The 21,144-nt window shown below is 56.9% G+C and carries 19 protein-coding genes and 1 tRNA gene; 10 read left to right on the top strand and 10 right to left on the bottom strand.

Features of this window, described 5'->3' with window-relative positions; genetic code table 11:
• The first annotated feature begins 48 nt into the window (after nt 1-48).
• From AC2FF7_RS04920 to AC2FF7_RS04900, 5 genes are all read left to right on the top strand, one after another.
• Entirely contained in the window at nt 49-888 is an 840-nt protein-coding gene (locus tag AC2FF7_RS04920; RefSeq protein ID WP_480867515.1) for a LysR family transcriptional regulator, read from the top strand.
• 77 nt (nt 889-965) lie between these two features.
• The gene (locus AC2FF7_RS04915; protein WP_480867514.1) at nt 966-2,216 is read left to right on the top strand and encodes a sarcosine oxidase subunit beta family protein; all 1,251 of its coding nucleotides are present in this window, start codon (nt 966-968) and stop codon (nt 2,214-2,216) included.
• A gap of 14 nt (nt 2,217-2,230) precedes the next feature.
• On the top strand, nt 2,231-2,518 hold the full coding sequence (locus AC2FF7_RS04910) for a sarcosine oxidase subunit delta (RefSeq protein WP_480867512.1): 288 nt from the start codon (nt 2,231-2,233) through the stop codon (nt 2,516-2,518).
• Nucleotides 2,515-5,457 (top strand): sarcosine oxidase subunit alpha family protein, encoded by a 2,943-nt coding sequence (locus AC2FF7_RS04905; protein WP_496905278.1) that lies wholly within the window; start codon nt 2,515-2,517, stop codon nt 5,455-5,457. Before AC2FF7_RS04910 ends, AC2FF7_RS04905 begins: the two co-directional genes overlap by 4 nt.
• A complete protein-coding gene (locus tag AC2FF7_RS04900; RefSeq protein WP_480867509.1) occupies nt 5,450-6,010 on the top strand; it encodes a sarcosine oxidase subunit gamma in 561 nt (186 codons plus the stop codon). Before AC2FF7_RS04905 ends, AC2FF7_RS04900 begins: the two co-directional genes overlap by 8 nt.
• Here AC2FF7_RS04900 and AC2FF7_RS04895 read toward each other — a convergent pair.
• The 6 genes from AC2FF7_RS04895 to AC2FF7_RS04870 form a co-directional block, all read right to left on the bottom strand.
• Nucleotides 6,007-7,011: a GlxA family transcriptional regulator gene (locus tag AC2FF7_RS04895; RefSeq protein WP_480867507.1), complete on the bottom strand. Its 1,005-nt coding sequence runs from the start codon at nt 7,009-7,011 to the stop codon at nt 6,007-6,009. The two genes, AC2FF7_RS04900 and AC2FF7_RS04895, sit on opposite strands and share 4 nt — an antisense overlap.
• A 68-nt stretch (nt 7,012-7,079) precedes the next feature.
• The gene (locus tag AC2FF7_RS04890; protein WP_170353040.1) at nt 7,080-7,682 is read right to left on the bottom strand and encodes a YrbL family protein; all 603 of its coding nucleotides are present in this window, start codon (nt 7,680-7,682) and stop codon (nt 7,080-7,082) included.
• A gap of 170 nt (nt 7,683-7,852) precedes the next feature.
• Nucleotides 7,853-9,262, bottom strand: a complete 1,410-nt coding sequence (locus AC2FF7_RS04885) for a hypothetical protein (protein ID WP_496905277.1) — start codon at nt 9,260-9,262, stop codon at nt 7,853-7,855.
• Entirely contained in the window at nt 9,262-10,008 is a 747-nt protein-coding gene (locus AC2FF7_RS04880; RefSeq protein ID WP_480867503.1) for a methyltransferase domain-containing protein, read from the bottom strand. The genes AC2FF7_RS04885 and AC2FF7_RS04880 overlap by 1 nt, the downstream gene beginning before the upstream one ends.
• A 9-nt stretch (nt 10,009-10,017) precedes the next feature.
• Entirely contained in the window at nt 10,018-10,404 is a 387-nt protein-coding gene (locus tag AC2FF7_RS04875) for a GtrA family protein (protein WP_170750884.1), read from the bottom strand.
• Entirely contained in the window at nt 10,401-11,360 is a 960-nt protein-coding gene (locus AC2FF7_RS04870) for a glycosyltransferase family 2 protein (RefSeq protein ID WP_170353032.1), read from the bottom strand. The genes AC2FF7_RS04875 and AC2FF7_RS04870 overlap by 4 nt, the downstream gene beginning before the upstream one ends.
• Before the next feature lie 400 nt (nt 11,361-11,760).
• Here AC2FF7_RS04870 and AC2FF7_RS04865 point away from each other — a divergent pair, with 400 nt between their 5' ends.
• Genes AC2FF7_RS04865 through AC2FF7_RS04845 form a run of 5 tightly spaced genes read left to right on the top strand, consistent with a single transcriptional unit; the run spans nt 11,761 to nt 16,274 of the window.
• Nucleotides 11,761-12,891 (top strand): ABC transporter substrate-binding protein, encoded by a 1,131-nt coding sequence (locus tag AC2FF7_RS04865; RefSeq protein WP_496905276.1) that lies wholly within the window; start codon nt 11,761-11,763, stop codon nt 12,889-12,891.
• 54 nt (nt 12,892-12,945) lie between these two features.
• On the top strand, nt 12,946-13,866 hold the full coding sequence (locus tag AC2FF7_RS04860; protein WP_496848377.1) for a branched-chain amino acid ABC transporter permease: 921 nt from the start codon (nt 12,946-12,948) through the stop codon (nt 13,864-13,866).
• Complete coding sequence (locus AC2FF7_RS04855) at nt 13,863-14,849, top strand: branched-chain amino acid ABC transporter permease (protein ID WP_480867497.1); 987 nt, start codon at nt 13,863-13,865, stop codon at nt 14,847-14,849. The genes AC2FF7_RS04860 and AC2FF7_RS04855 overlap by 4 nt, the downstream gene beginning before the upstream one ends.
• The gene (locus tag AC2FF7_RS04850) at nt 14,842-15,591 is read left to right on the top strand and encodes an ABC transporter ATP-binding protein (protein ID WP_480867495.1); all 750 of its coding nucleotides are present in this window, start codon (nt 14,842-14,844) and stop codon (nt 15,589-15,591) included. The genes AC2FF7_RS04855 and AC2FF7_RS04850 overlap by 8 nt, the downstream gene beginning before the upstream one ends.
• A complete protein-coding gene (locus tag AC2FF7_RS04845) occupies nt 15,588-16,274 on the top strand; it encodes an ABC transporter ATP-binding protein (protein ID WP_496905275.1) in 687 nt (228 codons plus the stop codon). Before AC2FF7_RS04850 ends, AC2FF7_RS04845 begins: the two co-directional genes overlap by 4 nt.
• A gap of 41 nt (nt 16,275-16,315) precedes the next feature.
• On the opposite strand, the gene AC2FF7_RS04840 is transcribed toward AC2FF7_RS04845, so the two are convergent.
• The 4 genes from AC2FF7_RS04840 to AC2FF7_RS04825 form a co-directional block, all read right to left on the bottom strand.
• Nucleotides 16,316-16,405: transfer RNA gene (locus AC2FF7_RS04840), tRNA-Ser, on the bottom strand.
• Between the two features lie 90 nt (nt 16,406-16,495).
• A complete protein-coding gene (locus tag AC2FF7_RS04835; protein ID WP_496905274.1) occupies nt 16,496-18,922 on the bottom strand; it encodes a DUF3772 domain-containing protein in 2,427 nt (808 codons plus the stop codon).
• Complete coding sequence (locus AC2FF7_RS04830) at nt 18,922-19,956, bottom strand: cysteine synthase A (RefSeq protein WP_170353019.1); 1,035 nt, start codon at nt 19,954-19,956, stop codon at nt 18,922-18,924. The genes AC2FF7_RS04835 and AC2FF7_RS04830 overlap by 1 nt, the downstream gene beginning before the upstream one ends.
• A gap of 69 nt (nt 19,957-20,025) precedes the next feature.
• Complete coding sequence (locus AC2FF7_RS04825; protein WP_496905273.1) at nt 20,026-21,141, bottom strand: NUDIX domain-containing protein; 1,116 nt, start codon at nt 21,139-21,141, stop codon at nt 20,026-20,028.
• Nucleotides 21,142-21,144: the final 3 nt, after the last annotated feature.

Raw genomic sequence — 21,144 nt, 5'->3', positions numbered from 1 at the left:
AAAGAAGTTCAGCCTTAGGTATTAACATCACTACTAGGTAGGTTACCGATGGCCAAAACTCTGCCCCCGCTGACATGGTTCAGATCCTTCGAGGCCGCCGCCCGACGGCTAAGCTCCACCGCCGCTGCCGATGAGATCGGGTTGACCCAATCCGCCGTCAGCCAGCAGATCCGAGCGCTGGAAACGCGGCTGGGCGTTGTATTGTTCCACCGCCACGCGCGCGGTTTGTCTCTGACGGACGAAGGGCGCAAATTGCTGCCGCAGGTCGAGGCCGCGCTTGAGATGCTGGAAACCGCTGCCTCTCCCTATCTGACCGAGGAGAAGGCACGCCACATCACAGTTGCTGCCTCGATCAGTATCATCGAATGGGTGATCGCCCCCGCCCTGCCCGCGTTTCAGGCGCAACACCCCGAGACATCGGTTCGCTTTGTCAGCACGATCTGGCCCGACGAATACGCCGCTGCGCGTGCTGATGTGGAAATCCGCTTTGGGTCGGCGAAACAGGTGGGCAAGGACGCGGTGGCCCTACAACCTAATCGGCTTGTGCCGGTGAAATCCCCGGCGCTTGCGGGCGAGGCCCTGCCGCTGATCGAATCCGTGGGCACCTCGGACAGCTGGGTCACTTGGGCCGAGACAACAGGCCAAACCATGGGCACCCCGACTTATTTCGTGGATTCCTATGGTCTGGCGCTGCAGATGGCGGCGTCCGGCAACGGGGTCGCTTTGGTCAACCAACTGATCGCCGCCCACGCGCTGGGTTCTGGTCAAGTGGTGCGGGCCTCGGACCATACTGCCCCCGCGACCGAGGGGTATTTTCTGGCCGTCCAACGCCGGTCAGCCGAGATAGACGCCTTCACCGCGTGGTTTTACGACTTGCTAAGGGTCTGATTCAGACATGTCTATGTCGCATCCGAGGATATCAAACCGCGCCAAAATAGTGAATTCTGGCGAAAAAGGTCCGATTCATGCGATATTCCGGCTTTCGAGTCATCAAAGAGGCACTGACCGGCCACAAAGGCTGGAAACCGGTCTGGCGCGAGCCTGAGCCCAAATCCCATTACGACGTCATCATTATTGGCGGCGGCGGTCACGGGCTAGCCACGGCTCACTATCTGTCCAAAGTCTACGGTCAGCGCAATGTAGCCGTGGTCGAGAAAGGCTGGATTGGGGGCGGCAATGTGGGGCGGAACACGACCATTGTGCGCTCGAACTATATGCTGGACGGGAATGAGCCGTTCTACGAGTTTTCGCTGAAATTGTGGGAGGGGCTGGAGCAGGACGTCAACTATAACGCCATGATGAGCCAGCGCGGGATCATCAACCTGTTCCATACCGACGGCCAGCGCGATTCGTATATCAGACGCGGCAATGCGATGATCCTGAACGGTGCGGATGCGGAACTGCTGGACGCCGATCAGGTCCGGGCCGAGCATCCCTATCTGAATTTTGACGACGCCCGGTTTCCGATCAAAGGCGGTCTGGTCCAGCGTCGCGCGGGCACGGCACGCCACGACGCGGTGGCCTGGGGCTATGCGCGGTCGGCGGATTTGCATGGTGTCGACATTATCCAGAATTGCGAGGTAACGGGCCTGCGGATTGAAAACGGCACCTGCTTGGGCGTCGAAACCTCAAAAGGCTTTATCGGAGCCAGCAAAGTGGGCTGTGCGGTCGCTGGAAACTCGGGCCGCGTGATGGGCATGGCCGGGATGCGGCTGCCCATTGAAAGCCATGTGTTGCAGGCGTTTGTGTCGGAGGGGCTGAAGCCCGTTCTGCCCAGCGTCATCACCTTTGGTGCGGGCCATTTCTATGTCAGCCAATCCGACAAGGGCGGGCTTGTCTTTGGCGGCGATATCGACGGCTATAACACCTATGCCCAACGCGGCAACCTGCCCGTGGTCGAGGATGTGTGCGAGGGCGGCATGGCCCTGATGCCCATGATCGGCCGCGCGCGGCTGCTGCGGATGTGGGGCGGTGTAATGGACATGTCGATGGACGGCTCACCCATCATAGACCGCACACCGGTTCAAGGACTCTATTTCAACGGCGGCTGGTGCTACGGCGGGTTCAAGGCCACGCCTGCCTCGGGCTATTGCTTTGCGCATTTGCTGGCAAAAGATGAACCACACCCCGTTGCCACCGCCTATCGTCTGGACCGGTTCCGTACTGGCCGGATGATCGACGAAAAAGGCGCGGGCAACCAGCCCAACCTGCACTAGAGGGGACCACGGATATGATCATCAACCACCCTCTGCTTGGGCCTCGCGATGCCTCAGAGTTCACCTATCTGGGCGATGCATCCCTGATCGACCGGCCCGACGGGATGGCCGAGAATGCCGCCGATGCGCTCTATGACTATGCCTATCTGCGCGACAATCCCGCCGGTGAACACCGCGAGCTGTGGTATCACGAAGCCGGGGACCGGTCTTGGCTAGTTGTCACCCGCAACACTCTGACCCACGAGATTTCCAAGGTTGAACTGGCCCGCGATGTGGCCCGCGCGCGGGGGCGTTCGAAATGACACAAGTGAACCGGCTGACCGGCGGGCAGATCGACCGCGATACGACCCTGAACTTCTACTTCGACGGGCGCAGCTATACGGCGCATCCCGGCGATACTCTGGCTTCTGCGCTGCTGGCCAATAATGTGCGACTGATCGGGCGGTCGTTCAAATACCACCGCCCACGCGGGCTGCTGACGGCGGGATCCGAGGAACCCAACGGCATGGTGGAACTGCGCGCAGGTGCCCGCAAGGAACCCAACACCCGCGCCACGACGATCGGGATGTTTGACGGGTTGATCGCAAACTCGCAAAACCGCTGGCCAAGTCTTCGGTTCGACGCGTTGGCCGTGAATGACATGTTTTCTAACTTCCTGTCGGCGGGGTTCTACTACAAAACCTTTATGTGGCCCGCCACGTTTTGGGAGAAGCTGTACGAACCGATCATCCGCCGCGCTGCTGGCCTTGGCTCACTGTCGATGCAGGCCGACCCGGATGAATACGACAAAGGGTTTCGTCACTGCGATCTGCTGATCATCGGTGCCGGGCCTGCGGGTCTGATGGCAGCGCTGACCGCCGGGCGTGCGGGCGCAGATGTCATACTGGCAGACGAGGATTTCACGCTGGGCGGACGTCTGAACAGCGAGACCTTCTCGGTCGGCGACCACAGCGCGCCCGATTGGGCAGCACAGGCTGTGGCCGAACTGTCGGCAATGCCGAACGTCCGGCTGATGCCGCGCACCACGGTGATCGGAGCTTTCGACCACGGCATATACGGGGCCGTCGAACGCACCGGAGATCACCTGCCTTCGCTGCCCACCGGCAAACCGCGCCAGATCCTGTGGCGGATCTATAGCCAAAAGGCGCTGCTCTGTGCCGGGGCGACCGAGCGGCCGATTGCGTTTGAAAACAATGACCGACCAGGCATCATGACAGCCAGCGCGCTGCGGACTTATGTCAATCGCTTTGCGGTGACAGCTTCGCCTCGGGTTGCGATCTTTACCAACAATGATGACGGCCACCGCACGGCCTCGGACCTTCACGCCAAAGGCGTCAAGATCGCCGCCGTGGTCGATGTGCGCGAAGATGCCCCCCTCAGCTATGACTATGAGGTGCTGAAAGGCGCGCAGGTCGTGAACACCAAAGGCCGTCTGGGCTTGAGCTTTGTCGAGGTCGCCTTGCCCGATGGTTCGACCCGGACACTGGATTGTGGCGCGCTGGGCGTGTCGGGCGGCTGGAACGCGAATGTTCATCTGACTTGCCACCAACGCGGACGCCCTGTTTGGAACGAAGCCCTTGCTGCTTTCGTTCCGGGAGAAAACCTACCGGTTGGCATGTCCGTCGCGGGTTCTGCCAATGGCGTCATGTCAACCCATGGCGCACTGCGCTCGGGAGCCGAAGCGGCCGCTGCCGTGCTGGACCTGACCACCCTGCCCGACCTGCCAGAAGCCGAGGACGCGCCCATTGCGCTAAAGCCGTTCTGGTATGTGCAGGGCTGCAAACGCGCCTGGGTCGATCAACAGAACGACGTGACTGTCAAGGATGTGAAGCTCAGCTATCAGGAAGGCTTCCGCTCGGTCGAGCATCTGAAACGCTATACCACGCTGGGCATGGCAACTGATCAGGGTAAGACTTCCAACATCACGGGTCTTGCGATCATGGCCGAGGTTGCGGGCAAGTCGATCCCCGAAACCGGCACCACCATTTTCCGCCCGCCCTACACACCCGTTCCCATCGGCGCGTTTGCCGGTCGGATGACGGGCAAAGAGTTTCACCCGACCCGCCTGACCCCGTCACACCATTGGGCCAAGGAACGTGGCGCAGTGTTTGTCGAGGCCGGGAACTGGCTGCGCGCGCAGTGGTTCCCCCTGCCCGGTGAGACGCATTGGCGCGAGTCCGTCGACCGCGAGGTACGCCAGACCCGAGCCTCGGTCGGAGTGTGCGATTGCACCACGCTGGGCAAGATCGACGTGCAGGGCACGGATGCCGCCGCGTTCCTCAACCGCGTCTACGCCAACGGCTTTGCCAAGCTTGCGGTGGGCAAAACCCGCTATGGGCTGATGCTGCGCGAGGATGGCATGGTCATGGATGACGGCACCGCCGCGCGGCTGGCCGAGGATCATTTCGTCGTCACCACCACAACCGCAAATGCTGTAAGTGTCTATCGTCACATGGAATTTGTGCGCCATTGCCTGTTCCCAGATATGGATGTGCAGCTTATCTCGACCACCGATGGCTGGGCGCAATACGCGGTGGCAGGGCCAAATTCCCGCAAGCTTCTGCAAAAGATCGTGGACCCCGAATTTGATATTTCGAACCAGGCGTTTCCCTTCATGGCCTGCGGCAAGATCTCCGTCTGTGGTGGATTACGGGCGCGGCTGTTCCGTATCTCGTTCTCGGGCGAATTGGCGTTCGAGATTGCCGTCCCGTCGCGCTATGGAGACGCGCTGATGCGGCGGTTGATGACCGAGGGCGCAGAGTTTGACGTCACCCCTTATGGCACCGAAGCGCTGAGCGTGATGCGCATCGAAAAGGGCCACCCGGTCGGCAATGAGTTGAACGGCACCACCACGGCGCTGAATCTTGGTCTGGGCAAGATGGTATCAAAGAAGAAAGACAGCATTGGTTCAGTTCTATGCGAACGCGAGGCCCTGACCGCGCACGATGTGCTGAAACTGGTCGGGCTGAAACCGGTCAACCCCGAGGAAAATATCACCGCTGGCGGCCACTTGATGAACACGGATGGCCCGGTCGATGCGGCGCATGATCAGGGTTATGTGACCTCGGCGGCCTATTCGCCCAATCTGAACAGCAATATCGGGCTGGGCCTGCTGAAACGCGGTGATGCGCGGATGGGTGAGAAGATGCGCCTTGTTTCGCCACTGACCGCCCTGACGGTCGAGGTCGAAATTGTCTCGGCCCATTTCATTGACCCCGAAGGAGAACGTCTGCGTGCATGATCTTGTAGCAATAACCGCCCTCGGCGGGGCCGCGCCGCGCGTCGACACGGTCGGGCCGGTAACATTCACCGAGGTGCCCGACGTGGCGCTGACCTCGGTCGCGGCCCGGTTGGGACAGGAAGCCAAGGCACGTGAGGCACTGGCCAACGTGATCGGCGCGCCTGCACCCGACATCCAGCGCATAGCAGGTGGCGAAAAAACCGCCTTTTGGTCCGGCCTCGATCAATGGATGATTGAGGCCCCCTATGAAGGACACCAAGACCTTGCGGATCGGATCAAGGCAGCGGTAGGGAATACGGCGTCCGTCACCGAACAGACCGACGCCTGGGTACGCTTCGACCTGCGCGGTGATGGCATTCCGTCAGTGTTGGAATTGCTAAGCCAACTGGACCTGCGCCGCCTACCCCCCGGCACCGCAGCACGCTGTTCGATCCACCATGTCGGGTGTTACCTTTTGTGCCGCGATGCAGATCATTACAGCATATACGGTCCACGATCCTCGGCCGGGTCGCTACATCACGCTGTGCTGACCTCGATGCGATCAGTCTACTAAACTGATGGAAGTGGTGCGTTGCCCTGGACCCGGAACCGGTTGATCCGGCGGCGATCCTCGGCCGGGCTGAGTCCGAATGCAGCCCGGTAATGTGTCACCAAAGGCGCGGCGGAACTATAGCCGACCGATGCAGCGATCTCGGGGATCGGATCCGCTGTATACATCACCATCTGCCGCGCGGCCTTCATACGCATGGCCCTGTAGTAGTGACTGGGGCTTTTGCCGGTTGCCCGTTTGAAGGCACGTTCAATTTGGCGCGGCGTGACGCCTATTTCCCGTGCGACGTCGGCGATCGAGACTGGTTCGCTCATATCCTGCCCAAACAGCGCCACGCAACGCGCGACAAGCGGCGGAAGACTGTCGCCCGTTTCGGGTTGTGTGGCACTGGGCACCTGTTGGCGCACCCCAGCTCCACGCATCATGGGGTGCTGAAACCAACACGCAACCTCATGCGCTATTTCCGCTCCAAGACGATCCTGAATCAGATGCAATGCCAGATCAAACCCTGCTGCGGCCCCGGCGGCAGTGTAGCGCGTTGCGGTTCTGACGATGACTTCACTCCGGGCATCAAAATCGGGAAATTCGGCCTCGAACGCCGCTTCATAGCACCAATGAACCGAGACCGGTTGCCCTTGCATTGTGCCCGAGCGAACAAGCGGGAACACACCACCGCTGATCCCACCCAGAATTGTACCGTGTCGCCCAAGGCTGCGCAGAGCGGCATTTCCCGCGCTGGCGTTTTCAAACCTCGAGGTCGGGCTACTAAGAAGGAACAGAATGTCGACTTCACCGTGATCCAGCAAGCCACGCATTGCGTCAAATCCCACCTCGGCGCTAGAACGTACCTTTTGTCCGCGCTCGGACAGTAACGTCCAACAAAAGGTCTCCTGCCCTGCGATCTCGTTGGCGGCACGCAAAGGTTCGATAACCGAAGTCAGGCAAGCCATCGGAAAGCCATCAAACAGCAGAAAACCAATCTCGATTCTGTCATCTCTGCACATTGGATTATCCTGGCCGAAAGTCCGCATCCGTGAACATATTCTTCACGAACGGAAATAACCCTGACGAATTACGGGCGCAGCATGCCAAGCATCCTCTCACGTCGACGTTGTATCGACTTGCGAAAAGCTAAATCACTGACCAGAGCCAGCGGAAGCAGAACCCTCTCACCGACGCCGTCGATGACAGTCAACTTTCCGCCACGCTCTTGAGCGCGCACTACGTTTTCATGGCTCATGTCTCCGACGATGATCCGTCCACGTTCCAGATCGTCCATTAGCTCGGCGAAATCATCGTGCAAACGCTTCAGACCAACGGGATCGTCTTTGACCAACAGCCACTCACTGTAAACCGTCGGCGCCAACCCGCCATCGGGACCTGTCAGTTTTTCTACGGCCATGGCTGGCCCTAATGAGGTTGGTGCATAACCCATAAACAGCGCAAGGCGCTCAATTTCTGGACACCCCCTGTGCAGCGCGGCGAGGTATTCGTTAGCCTCGCGGTTCCATTGGCGTAAATTGCCGTATCGTCTTTCGGCATAGCGCTGGACAGCGTGATTTCTGACAGGAATGTCCGCTCTGACCTTTAGCAGCGCGTCTTCGTGATCCGGGTGCTCGAAAATCAGGTAGTTGCGACTTTCTCGCAAAGGCTTACGCCCACTGAGATCAATCATTTAGTGTTGCCCTATGATAGAAGACGACGGTCGCGTCATTCGGAATAAAGTGTCAAACCGGAATTGGCTTAATAAAACCTTCTTAGAATTGTTACAAATGACTTTTGCCCAAACCAAATGAAAAACGCCCCGTCGGGAAATACGGGGCGTAGTTAGTTCATACCGTCCTGTTACGGCCCGACCGGAGGCGAAGGCAACAGAAGAAAGCTTACCTCGCCCCGGCTTTCAACTACCGGAACATGTGTCCAATCCCTAGGGTCGAAAAGAGGCGTTTCCTTTTCGCAATCTTCAGGTTGCTTATGACAGATGAAAACCTCGGCCCCGGTTAGATAAGCCAAGCGCAGTTGCAGCCCACGCGAAAACTGGATTCCAGCCGAACGCGCGCCGTTCAACCCAAGAAATTCACCATAAATGTGGATCGCGCTTGTGCCTTCAGGAATGGACGCCGCCAAATCGCGGGTGGTTTTTTGCCATTCCGGAATTTGAAGGTAAGTCGCGCGTCCAAATAGGATCAACTTGATCAACAGCACATACATTATTGTAATCCGCGCGACACTCGCCCACCTGCCTGGTGTTTTGGCCATGTGCAAGGTTGCTGTGGTAAAGGTAAATCCGATGAGGATCCAAATCCAGCCATAGGCGCGCACAGGCACTAACACGCCGGACATCAGTGACTTGGCGAACAAAGGTGCAAGACCGGCCAGCGCTGCTGCCAAAACGGCTATGGCAGTGAACCGTTGCCAACGAAACAAGCAAACCCATGCCCCAACAAAAAACAGCAACAGCACAGTTCCGGTTCCTGCAGTCCCACCCCCGAATTGGCGGACGGTCATCATTAGAAACCTTTTTAGCTTGCCCAGATTTACTATCAGGTCATCCAGCGTTTTGGCTTCTGTCGGGGCCCGCCACTCAGCTATGGGGATACCGAAAACCCCGTGGTAGAGATAATTGAGCGAGTAAACCGACACGACCGCCAGGACGAGACTGACAAAGAAGACAAGCAGTGTGGTGACCATGCTTTTGTAAGTCTGTGGTGCTTTGTGCGACAATAACAGCAGCGTCAGCAACAGAAACGGATAGGTCGTATAGGCCATGAAGGACAGCGGCACTGCGATCAACATCAAGGCCAGCGCGATCCGATGAGGCAAAAACACGACCGCAAGCGCAAAAAGCGCAATAACCCATGCCCCAGGCAACAACGTGTTGAACCAAAAGCTGATCAAAAATGTCGGGATCGATAGCACCACGAACAAGGTAAAGTAGCCGCGGTACCAACCCGGAGCATCCCGACCAAAAACGATCAAGGCTGTCGATGCCGCAAAAACGGCACTGGCGATCAGGTAGAGTGCAAAACTGACGGGTGCAGGCCAAAAATACGGGCGAAACTGCCACCAGTAATTCAACCAGCGCCCTTCATCCAGCGCTTTTATATACGCCATTTCTTTGGTTCCCAGCAAAGCCGGGAAGTCATCATGCCGCACCAGCGGATCGAACAGTAAAGGCGCGTAAACCAGAACAAGCGCTGCCAGTCCCAGCAACGAAAACCGGATGACATCGCGCCCCAAAGACTGTGTACTCATTATTTACTCCGGTGAGCGCGGGCGATGACCGAGGCGCGAGCCTGCGCGATCGAGGTAACGGTTTTTTGCGGCAATTGGCGAACGATCATCTTGCGCAGGTTCCATCCGAAGCTGCCAACCTCTTTCAGAGCACCTGCCGCGACTTTAGTGTTCAAAACCTCTGTCGGCAGAGTTTCGGCTCCTGCCTCACTGGCATAAAGAACGCTGTTGTAGCGATACCAAGGCTCAATCGAGCTGTCATTGAACAGAACGGGGCGCAAGCAGTCATAGGCAGTGTAACCACGCTCGGCAAACAGGCCCTGCCAGAATGCCAAAGGCTGCTCGTTGACGTGGAACTCTCCTCCCTGCCCGGGAACTGCCGCCGAAAAAAGTACGAGATCGCTGTGGGTTGTCAGGCTTTGCACAAGGCTGGCGGACGCCGCATTAGGAAGGTGCTCTCCGACTTCAAGCGATTGCGCCAAACCAAACTTTCGCCCCAGATCAACGGGCTTGCTCAGGTCTTCAGCATAAAAAGACTCGGGCGCGATAGCCAACCGATCCCGGTCAACGTAGTCACCATCGACCCCGGCAACATCCGGGCAACCGGCAGCTGCCCATTCGGACAACCATACACCTCGTCCACATCCGAAATCCACGACGCTTTCTGGTTTAACCCAAGCGTGCAGGCACTTAATCAACCGAACAGCCGACTGCCTTGCGCCGCGGTCGATATAGTCGAAGAACTCGTTGGAATAGATATGTGACATCTCAACTCTCTAAATTGAATTCTCTTCGCGATAGACCCACAGCCGCAGGATCACGAAATTGATGACAGGTAGAACGACGACCACCACCCCAGCCGTTGCAAGCTCGGACATGTTCAGTCTGGGGCCGAGAACCGAAGTCAGAACCGAAGACACGATCAATCCGATGCCGATCATGCACATAAATCGGCCAAACTGAGCCGGAACGGCCAGCTTCTTTTCAAAGGTCCAACTGGTTTGGCCGACATACTGGATAAGGATGGCCGACCCAAACGCCAGAAAGTTGGCAACCCAAGACGATCCGAACAACCTGAGCAACCCCAGATACGCCAGGATATAGTAGACGGCTACACCTACTCCCACGACCGCAAAGCGGACTATCCGGCGGCGTTCGCTCATGCTTGTTTGCTCATTGTTTCCGGCGTGTTCTCAACCACGCCGCCGACTTGTTCATCGATGAAAAACAAGGGGCGCCCTTTGGCTTCGATGTAGAGCCGCCCGAGGTATTCGCCCATAATTCCCAATGTCAGCAACTGGATACCCGAGAAAAAGCTGATCACCAAAACCGTTGAGGCCCAACCAGCAACCGTGTTGTATAGGATCAGCGACCAGAATACATAAACAAGCATCAGCGCCGCAACGATCAGGGTTAAGAACGCAAGGCGCGTGGCAATCTGCAACGGTTTGATCGAAAAACTGGACAACGCATCAAAGGCCAAGCGGATCATCTTGGACATTGGGTACTTGGTTTCACCAGCAACGCGCGGATCCCGCACGTATTCGATACCAATCTGCCGGAACCCAGCCCAGGCGAACATCCCGCGGATGAAACGTGCACGTTCAGGCATATCCAGCACCGCGTTCAACACCCGGCGGCTGACCAATCGGAAGTCACCTGTGTCATTCGGGATCGGGACATCCGACAACCGGTTGAGAATGCGATAGAACCCATGAGCGGTCAGCTTTTTGAACCAGCTTTCTCCTTTGCGCTCGCTGCGGCGGCCGTACACCACATCGTATCCGCGATCCATCATCGCCATCATGTCAGACAACAACTCGGGCGGGTCTTGCAGGTCAGCATCCAACATAAAGATGCGCTCACCCGTTGCGGCCATCAACCCGGCTGTCAAAGCCACCTGATGCCCCCTGTTGGTGGACAGTTTAAGACCACGCACTCGCGGATGCTTCTGGCTTTGCAAACAAATCCCATCCCAGGTGTCGTCGGTCGAACCATCGTCGACCAACAGGATCTCGGTGTCGTCAGACCATGCGTCTGTTGCTGCGATCAAGCGCTCTACCAGAGCTGGTAATGAGTCCTCTTCGTTCATACATGGAACGACTACAGACAGTAACATTTAACCTCCGAACGCGATCTGTCCTGCTCGATTTTGTGGCGAATATTTCGCTTCTGTTGGAACACGTCGCTTTGGTTTAGCTTCTTCGTATTGGGTCGGAACCCTTGATATCTTAACACCCGGTCGCCGCTAATCGGTAAGTTCCAGTTTTCAGACCGTAGTTACCAATGCGACACATTCAATCACCCGTTCAGACGGGCTGCACGCAAAATATTCGCGCCGTTCTTGCCTGTACGATGTGGCAGCAATGAGCCCATCTTAAGACAAAGCGTTGTCTGATGATCCAAAACCGCAACTTGATTGCAGGTCTGAACAGTTTTTCCAACGAAATTCAAACCTTCGGCTGGTCATGACCCGCGTTTTTAGTATCAACTGTGGCTAACCAACGAGGGAGAGAAAAATGAAAAAGCTATTGCTGGCTGCATCAGCTGCATCGCTGCTAGCCACATCAGCATTCGCTGAGGTCAAGGTCGGGATGATCACTACCCTTTCGGGCGGCGGCGCCGGCCTGGGTCTTGACGTGCGCGACGGGTTCCTTTTGGCGATTGAACAGTCAGGACGTGACGACATCGAAGTCGTGATCGAGGACGACCAGCGCAAGCCCGACATTGCGGTGCAACTGTCAGACAAGATGATTCAATCGGAACGCGTCGACGTCATGACAGGCATTATTTGGTCGAACCTTGCCATGGCCGTCGTTCCAGCAGCGGTGAACCAGAATGTGTTCTATTTATCCCCCAACGCAGGCCCTTCGGCCTTGGCGGGAAAAGGATGCCATCAGAATTATTTCAACGTGGCATGGCAGAATGACAACCTGCACGAAGCGGCTGGAGCATACGCAAATGATGCTGGCTACAAGAAATCTTTCATTCTGGCTCCGAATTACCCGGCGGGTACGGATGCACTGACCGGGTACAAACGTTTCTTCGATGGCGACCTGGCCGGAGAGATTTACACCCAGCTTGGTCAAACGGACTATGCCGCCGAGCTCGCCCAAATCCGCGCGAGTGACGCCGACAGTGTCTTTTTCTTTCTGCCCGGCGGGATGGGGATTTCCTTTCTCAAGCAATATGCCGACAGCGGAATCGATCTGCCTGTCGTCGGCCCGGCCTTTAGCTTTGATCAGGGTATCTTGCAGGCAGTGGGTGACGCAGCCTTGGGTGTTGTGAACACCTCGCAATGGAACAAGGATATCGACAATCCGACCAACAAGGCTTTTGTCGATAGCTTCAAGGCCGAATACGGCCGCCTGCCGTCGCTTTATGCCAGCCAGGGCTTCGACACCGCTAACCTGCTTTTATCCGCATTGGAAAAAGCCGATCCGTCGGACGCAAATGCTTTCCGCGAAGCCCTGCGAGCCGCTGAGTTCGACAGTACGCGCGGGGAGTTTGCATTCGGCCCGAACCACCACCCGGTACAAACGATCTATGCGCGTGAAGTGATCAAGGAAGGTGATGTTTTTACCAACAAGATCATCGGCACCGCGCTTGAAGCTCATTCGGATGCCTACGCCGCTGAGTGCAAAATGTAAGAAACGACTGCTGCCCGCCGTCAACCAGACGGCAGGCAGACCACCGGAGTTCCCATGTCCTCGATCCTGATTGTCGAGCAGATCCTCAATGGTCTGCAATTTGGCGTCATGTTATTTCTGATGGCTGCGGGCCTGACACTTATCTTTGGCGTCATGGGGTTGATAAATCTTGCCCACGGTTCGCTTTACATGGTCGGGGCTTTCGCAGCAGCCGCTGTGGCCGGTGCCACGGGATCGTTCTTTCTGGGTCTAGTTGCGGCGCTCGCCTCAGCTGCGCTTGCCGGCGCGATGATTGAAATTGTTGTCATACGAAGGCTATACGATGCACCTCATCTGGATCAGGTTCTAGCTACCTTTGCCCTGATACTTATATTTTCGGAGGGAACCCGCTGGTTTTTCGGGTCTTTCCCCTTGTTTTTAAATATCCCGCAAGCTCTTTCGGGGCCTGTCACCCTGCCCGGCGGCATCGAATACCCCCTTTACCGTCTAAGCCTGATCGTCATCGGTGTGGCAATCGCGGGCGGATTATGGCTGTTCATCGAACGTACACGCATAGGCATTCAGATCAGGGCCGGTGAAAACGACCGAGAGATGATCGCGGTACTTGGCGTTGATATCTCAAAACTCTACACCCTCGTTTTTGCCCTAGGAGCTGCTCTGGCCGGGCTGGCCGGCGCTTTGGTTGGAGCAATTCAATCGGTGCAGGTAGGCATGGGTGAACCCGTTCTGATCCTTGCCTTTGTGGTTATCGTAATCGGCGGTATCGGGTCGATCCGAGGGGCGTTCATTGGAGCATTGCTGGTCGGTTTGACCGACACGTTGGGCGGCGTTTTCCTTCCTGAATTCCTTGGCTTGTTCATGGAGCACGGTGCAGCGCAAAAAAGCGGGTCAGCCATTGCCTCGATGGGGATTTACATACTGATGGGGCTTGTTCTGATCTGGCGCCCTACTGGTTTGTTCGGAGCCCGCGCATGAGAGTTAAGGAAAGATACATCAATGGCGTCGTTCTGACTGGCCTGCTTCTATTACCCATTTGGGCATTGGCGATGGACGAGCCTTTCACGATCACGTTAGCCACCCGAGCGGTTGTCCTTGCACTGGCAGCCGTCGGGTTGAACCTTGCATTGGGCCTGGGCGGAATGGTCAGCTTGGGCCACGCTGCGTTCTTTGGCCTTGGCGGCTATACCATGGGTATTCTTGCCTATCACGCGCAGACGTATTCAACCCTAAACCTTGGTCTGTTCAGCACTGATGGGACAACATCGATGCCGTTGATCTGGCTGTCGGCTATGGTCATCTCGGCGCTGGCCGCGTTTTTCATCGGCATGCTGTCACTGCGCACAACCGGGGTTTATTTCATCATGATCACCCTCGCATTTGGCCAGATGTTTTTCTACTTTGCCATCTCATGGGCGCAATATGGCGGCGAGGACGGACTGTCCATTTATGTGCGCAACGGTTTTCCCGGCTTAAACACGCTGGTGCCAATTCAGTTCTTCGGCATCTGTTTCACTCTTCTTTGCATCGTGTTGTTCCTGTTTGCCCGCCTTCAGGCTTCACCCTTCGGTTTGGCACTGAACGCCACGCGCCAAACCAGATCACGTGTTCAGGCAGTCGGTCTGAACCCTACGCGAATTCGTTTGCTGGCCTTTGTTCTTTCAGGCGCAATAACTGGATTGGCGGGCGCGCTCTTCGCTGACCTCAACCGGTTTGTGTCGCCCACAATGTTTAGCTGGCAATTGTCCGGAGAGCTTATCGTATTGATCGTGATCGGCGGCGTTGGACGGCTGATGGGACCGGTAATCGGGGCTTGTGTCTTTGTAGCACTCGAGCATTTTTTAGGAGCATTGACCGATTATTGGCATGTTTACCTTGGAGTCGTCCTGTTGTGCATTGTCCTGTTCGGGCGTGGTGGACTGATCGGCCTACTCACTGGGAAAGAGGGTGCGCATGTCTAAGCCCATCCTTGCCACTGATGCACTTAGCAAACGGTTCGGCGCGTTGACAGCGACAGACGATGTGTCAATCGACCTCAACCCAGGGGAAATCCACGCGATCATTGGCCCGAACGGAGCGGGCAAGTCCACGCTGATAAAACAGATATGCGGTGAAATCCACCCCGATTCCGGTCGTGTGTTGTTGGATGATCGGGATGTTTCGGCCCTGCCCCCCCACATTCGCGCACGCGCTGGCTTGGGTCGGACGTTCCAGATTTCCGACTTATGCATGGAAGACACTGTTTTAGAAAACGCGATTTTAGGCTGTCTGGCAATCGAAGGGGCCTCATGGCGGTTCTGGGGGGCCGCTCAAAAATCAAAAACTTTACGGTCCCGTGCAGAAGGTGCACTGGATCGTGTCGGCCTTGCGAATTTTCGCGACACACAGTGCTCCAGCCTCAGTCACGGGCAGCGACGACAGTTGGAAGTCGCCGTTGCGCTTACGCTTTCACCCCGCGCGTTTGTCATGGATGAACCCATGGCCGGTCTCGGAGCAGAGGGGTCCCGGAACCTGACTGCTCTACTCGACGGACTTCGCGTCGAAGCCCCAATACTGCTGGTCGAACACGATATGGATGCCGTTTTTGCTTTGGCAGACCGCATCAGCGTGATGGTTTATGGCGCGGTGATCGCCACAGGATCAGCAGATGACATCCGCCAAAGCGCGGATGTCCGAGAGGCCTACCTGGGAGAAGAAGTATGAGTTTTCTCACGGTCGAGAACCTTCAGGCAGCCTATGGTCCAAGCCAAGTGCTTTTCGGTGTCGATCTGCGCGTGGCTGAGGGCGAAGTTACCGCATTGCTGGGGCGGAATGGCATGGGCAAGACAACCACCGTCAAGGCGATCTGTCAGATGATCCGTTCCTCAGGCACGATCACCTTAGATGGCAAGAACTTGCAGGGTCTACCCAGTCACAAAGTTGCGCGGAGCGGTGTAGGTCTGGTTCCCGAAGGGCGCAGGTGTTTCATGGACTTAACCGTGCACGAAAACCTAATCGCTGCAGCCCGCCCCGGAGAATGGGATCTGCGCAGGGTCGCAAGTCTGTTCCCAAGGCTGGATGAACGTGGAAACCAGCGAGCCGCCTCATTGTCTGGCGGTGAACAGCAAATGCTGGCTATCGGTCGTGCATTGATGACGAACCCACGTCTTCTTGTTCTGGATGAAGCAACCGAGGGTCTCGCACCCATCATACGACAGGAAATCTGGGCTGCAATGCGGCAGTTAAAGCAGAACACCAGCGTCGCAATCCTTTTGATCGACAAGTCCTTGAAAGAATTAGCCACTGTATCAGACACCGCAACCATCCTAGCACGCGGGCGCACAGTCTGGAGTGGCGCCATGTCCGACTTGACGTCCGAGGTGAGCGAAAAGCACATAGGTGTCTAAACTCGTTAGACCAAGCATCGCCAATCAACTTTTAAGGTATGTGGCGGAGAGACAGGGATTCGAACCCTGGAGACGGTTTCCCGCCTACACACTTTCCAGGCGTGCGCCTTCGACCACTCGGCCACCTCTCCGTGCGGGCGATATTTGGACTATCGCTTGCAGATTTGCAAGGCCCCAATAGGGTGAAAATTCAACCTTCCTGAGCGGGACCGGAAAACCGATCAAATCTCGTCCCCGTCGCTATCCGACTTGTCGGCTTCCGTCATTTTAATCGGTGCAGGTTTGGCTGCGGAGCCCTCTTCGGAATTGGGGGTAGCCTTCACCTCTGGACCGGTGTTGCGCAGAGTTTCAGGGTTGCGCAACCACACGTCACGCTGCGCGAACGGGATCTCGATGCCCTCTTCAACAAAGCGACGGTTAATCTCATGGTTCATGTCTGACTTTACAGACAGCATCCAATTAACATCCCTCAGAATAGCACGGATTTCAAAATCCAGAGAATCCGCGCCGAAGCCTTGGAACACAACACTGGGAGCAGGGTTGGCAAGAACCATCGGGTTCGCATTTGCAATTTCGCCCAGGATTTTCTCGACCTTGCGAGTATCGGTTCCGTAGGCAACGCCGACAGGAACAATCACCCGCCCGATTGTGTTGCCGCGGGTGTAGTTGGTCACCACACCGCTAATCAGATCCGAATTGGGGACGATCACATCGGATCGGTCGAAGGTCTCAATCCGTGTCGACCTAACCGAAATATCGCGCACATAGCCCATCATCCCGTTGACGTCGATCCAATCGCCTTTCGAGATCGGACGCTCGACAAGCAGGATGATACCCGAGACAAAGTTAGACACGATGGTCTGCAGGCCGAAACCAATACCGACCGACAGCGCACCGGCAACAATCGCCAGCGAGGACAAGTCGAACCCGGCGACCATGATGGCGCAAAGGGCAGCAAGGAATATGCCGACATAGCCTGTCCCCGCGACAATCGCGTTTTGGCCGCCGGGATCGATCTTGGTTTTTGGCAGCAAAGAGCTGCGCAGCCCCCCTTGAAGCATCCGTGTCAGGCCATACCCCATCAAGAAGACGATCAGGAAGGTAAAGAAATTCTTCGGTGAAACTGTCACGCCACCGACATCGAATCCCAGCAGGACACGCGACCAAACCTCAAGTAAATCCGTCTGGCGCGCGCCCCAGTAGATTGCCAGAACCGGGATGGCGAAAATGGCCATCGCAAAGCCGATCAAGACGGAAAACAGGGAATCCTTGGCCGCGTCGCCCTGTCGCGTGACCCACCCGTAAACAGCAGTCAGGAACCGCTGAACGATGACCAGAGCCGCAATGAGAACAAGGGATTTGACAGCAGGATAAACGATCGCCTCGGCGGCGTTGGTATAACCGACCACTGCCAGCACCGGGCTGGCAATACCCAGCAGAAACAGGGCTCGACGCAGGAATTCTATCAACTGCGCCAAACCCGCGCCTCGGGTCGCGCCGCCCTCATCCGAGTCCACGACGACCTCGGTGCTGCGCACCTGACGCACCCGCAAAAGAACCAGTGCCGTAATGATTGTCACAGGGAAACCGACGACCGCGCGCGTCGCGTCCGAGATGTTCTCGATCTGCTCGAACAGATTCACCAATTCGTGCAGGATCAACAGGACTGCAAGCAGATCGAGATAGACCCGCAGTTCGGCCACCCGCTTCGCGGTCAGACGCTTAAAACCCTGCGCCTCTTGCAAGACATAAACCTGACGGCCAATCCAGTCATAGTAGAGGATGATCGCAGCCCAATATGGGATGTTTTCCAACAGCAAAGTGCCACGCAAGCCCGGCACGCCGGTCATGACAATCGCCTTGACGATCAACCAGACCCCAAGCCAGGGTAAAATAATACGCAGTAGTGAAGTCAGGAACGTCCAAACACCACTGCCTCGGCCGCCCAGCTTACGCAAGTAGCTCCCTGCAAGCTCGGACCAATGCTTGCCGTAGAACAACAGTACCCCGGCGAGAACCACCAGTACAAAAATACCCAAGCCCTGATTGCGCAACTTCTCGTGGGCTACATCAGATTGCAGATTCCTTCGGGCTTCGTTGAACAGGCCGCGGGCTGCTTCGGTAACATCTGTCCATGCTGGCCCCCAATAGATTGGGTTAATCGGAGACGGACCGCGCTCTAACAGCTCTTTGGTCTGGCGGTTACGCAGAAGCTGATCGATTTCTGCGATCAAACCGTTGGCGCGGCTGAACGCTTCTTCCGAGATAATCCTAGGAACCTGAAGCGCATTCAGTTGCTCTTCAAGATGCGCGCGCAGGGCGGCAATGTCTTTGGGTTCACTTGCATCCCCCTCGGGCTTCGGCCCAAGCGCCTCGATCTGAGCGTCAAGCGTCTGTATGCGTTCGGTATTTGCACCACGCGCACGATTGAAATCATCGCGATAGGCATGAATTTCCGAACGTAGGTTTTCAAGCGATGCATTCGAGGCCCGGTCGGCCTCGATCACCACTTCTGCTCGGTCCGCCGTTTTGACCCAACCCTGATAGTACTCGCTCTGTCGGTCGGAAAGCTGAGCAGCCGCAGGGCCGCAGAGAACCGCCAGACAAACTGAGACAAGCGCTAGGAGCAGGCGGACCTGTCGCAGCATCACACGTCCTCGAACACGCCGGGTATGCTGCGCGGGGCTTCGGTCATCCAATCAGGCACCGGCAGCTCTTTTTCACGCAGGAATTCCGGGTTGAACAGCTTGGACTGATAGCGCGTTCCATAGTCGCACAGGATTGTCACGATAGTATGGCCCGGCCCTAGGTCTTTGGCCAAACGCACAGCACCCGCCATGTTGATCGCGGTCGAACCGCCCATGACCAGCCCCTCTTCGCGCAGCAGGTCGAAGATGAGCGGCAGCGCCTCATTGTCGGTCATCTGATAGGCGTAATCGGGCTTGAAGCCTTCGAGGTTCTTCGTGATGCGCACCTGCCCGATGCCTTCGGCGATCGAGCTGCCCTCCATCGCGATTTCGCCAGTGGTGTAATAGGAATAAAGCCCCGCCCCCATCGGATCGACCAGACCGATCTTAACACCCTTGGGCTGCAAAGCATCGGCGACGCCGGCCAGCGTTCCGCCGGAACCCACGGCGCAGACAAAGCCATCCACTTTGCCCCCGGTTTGCTCCCAAATCTCGGGGCCCGTAGTTTCCACATGCGCCTGACGGTTGGCCACGTTATCAAACTGGTTTGCCCAGATCGCGCCATTGGGTTCAGTCTGCGCCAGCTCCTCGGCCAGACGGCGGGAGTAGTGGACAAAGTTGTTAGGGTTGCGATAAGGCGCGGCTGGCACCTGCACCAATTGCGCACCGGCAAGGCGCAGCATGTCCTTTTTCTCTTCGGACTGAGTTTCCGGGATCACGATCACGGTTTTGAAGCCCATAGAAGCTCCGACCAAAGCCAGACCGATACCTGTGTTGCCCGCAGTTCCTTCAACGATCGTACCACCGGGTTTCAACTCGCCCCGCGCGATGGCGTCTTTGATGATATAGAGCGCCGCGCGGTCCTTGACCGATTGGCCGGGGTTCATAAACTCGGCCTTTCCAAGGATTTCGCATCCGGTTTCCTCGCTAATGCGCTTCAATCGGATCAGCGGGGTTTTTCCGACTGCGTCGGCAAGGTCTTTCGCAATGCGCATGGCGCCCTCATTTCATTACGGATCAAGGCAGATTTACAGTTGCTGCGCGCCAACCACAAGCAGCGATCATCACGAGCGCAGACGGTTCCGATGTCGCGCGAGCCAATGAGCCAGCGCCAGCAACGGCAAATCTTTAAACCCATGGGCATCAACTCTGTCCATGAAGTCCACAAACGGCAGGATTTGTGTGCGAATGTCCTCGCCCTCGGAAGCAAGGCCACCATTGTTGACTGTCTGATTAAGGTCAGCCAGCCCGACATAGAGATGAAGGTATTCGGTGGATGACCCGCTTGACGAATAGGCTGATCCCGCGCTTTCCAGAACCAACAGATTTACATGAGCCTCTTCAAGTGTCTCGCGCCGAGCCGCCTGTTTCGGCGTTTCGCCGGGGTCAATCATTCCAGCGACGGGTTCCCACATCCAAGGCTCCGGATCTTCGGCCATGAAGACCGGTGCCCGGAATTGTTCGACCAATAGGACTGCATCGCGGATCGGATCGTAGGGCAGAACGACAACCGCACTGCCCTGCATCAGCCCGCTACGATGTACGACCGGCCCCATCGAGCCATCATACAGCCGATGCTGCAGCTCGATTCTTTCCATCCCGAAATAGTCGACATACTCTCGCGCGTGTTGTTGCAGGACCACGTCTTTGCGCACATCGCGCGGATCGCCAGTGTGCCGCTTGCGCGCGGCGAGCCTTGCCCAAGCCCGCGTACGAATGGCAGGAAAGCTGCGGGAAATCTGGTCAGCGTCGACCTTGCCATAGTAGCCCATCACCTCTTGCGCCGCTGACACCGACATTTCCGCCCAGTCGTCCACCCAATCCTGTAGCGACCAGGGACCGTCAGAGGTCCACAAGTTCGGCTGCGGGTAGAACACGCTTGCCAAAATGCGAGAACCATCAGTGAGGTTCAAAGTGTGAGGCTCCATATCAAAGTCGAAACCGGCCTCATAAAACTTTAACCGCTTCAGGTCTTCTGGCCCGAGCCCTTCAACCACCAGCCCCGGGGCATTTTGGCCTGTTTCAGAGCAAATCATCGGAAAATGCTCGTCCCGAACATCATAGACCGCGTGGTCTGGCAGAACTGCGTCTCTTATCTGCAAGTCGGAGAGCGGTCGATCCAGAACGGTCTCCAACAAAGGCAGATGGCGAAGTGTTCCATAGAAAAACAATGCGGACACAAA

It is taken from the genome of Ruegeria sp. YTSC325, assembly GCF_059609525.1.
The sequence above is the reverse complement of the archived record's forward strand: the minus strand, read 5'-3'. Positions and strand labels throughout refer to the sequence as shown.

Coding starts and splice junctions, on each gene's coding strand:
- AC2FF7_RS04920 (WP_480867515.1), top strand. CDS start 49: ATGGCCAAAACTCTGCCCCCGCTGACATGGTTCAGATCCTTCGAGGCC.
- AC2FF7_RS04915 (WP_480867514.1), top strand. CDS start 966: ATGCGATATTCCGGCTTTCGAGTCATCAAAGAGGCACTGACCGGCCAC.
- AC2FF7_RS04910 (WP_480867512.1), top strand. CDS start 2,231: ATGATCATCAACCACCCTCTGCTTGGGCCTCGCGATGCCTCAGAGTTC.
- AC2FF7_RS04905 (WP_496905278.1), top strand. CDS start 2,515: ATGACACAAGTGAACCGGCTGACCGGCGGGCAGATCGACCGCGATACG.
- AC2FF7_RS04895 (WP_480867507.1), bottom strand. CDS start 7,011: ATGTGCAGAGATGACAGAATCGAGATTGGTTTTCTGCTGTTTGATGGC.
- AC2FF7_RS04890 (WP_170353040.1), bottom strand. CDS start 7,682: ATGATTGATCTCAGTGGGCGTAAGCCTTTGCGAGAAAGTCGCAACTAC.
- AC2FF7_RS04885 (WP_496905277.1), bottom strand. CDS start 9,262: ATGAGTACACAGTCTTTGGGGCGCGATGTCATCCGGTTTTCGTTGCTG.
- AC2FF7_RS04880 (WP_480867503.1), bottom strand. CDS start 10,008: ATGTCACATATCTATTCCAACGAGTTCTTCGACTATATCGACCGCGGC.
- AC2FF7_RS04875 (WP_170750884.1), bottom strand. CDS start 10,404: ATGAGCGAACGCCGCCGGATAGTCCGCTTTGCGGTCGTGGGAGTAGGT.
- AC2FF7_RS04870 (WP_170353032.1), bottom strand. CDS start 11,360: ATGTTACTGTCTGTAGTCGTTCCATGTATGAACGAAGAGGACTCATTA.
- AC2FF7_RS04865 (WP_496905276.1), top strand. CDS start 11,761: ATGAAAAAGCTATTGCTGGCTGCATCAGCTGCATCGCTGCTAGCCACA.
- AC2FF7_RS04860 (WP_496848377.1), top strand. CDS start 12,946: ATGTCCTCGATCCTGATTGTCGAGCAGATCCTCAATGGTCTGCAATTT.
- AC2FF7_RS04855 (WP_480867497.1), top strand. CDS start 13,863: ATGAGAGTTAAGGAAAGATACATCAATGGCGTCGTTCTGACTGGCCTG.
- AC2FF7_RS04850 (WP_480867495.1), top strand. CDS start 14,842: ATGTCTAAGCCCATCCTTGCCACTGATGCACTTAGCAAACGGTTCGGC.
- AC2FF7_RS04845 (WP_496905275.1), top strand. CDS start 15,588: ATGAGTTTTCTCACGGTCGAGAACCTTCAGGCAGCCTATGGTCCAAGC.
- AC2FF7_RS04835 (WP_496905274.1), bottom strand. CDS start 18,922: ATGCTGCGACAGGTCCGCCTGCTCCTAGCGCTTGTCTCAGTTTGTCTG.
- AC2FF7_RS04830 (WP_170353019.1), bottom strand. CDS start 19,956: ATGCGCATTGCGAAAGACCTTGCCGACGCAGTCGGAAAAACCCCGCTG.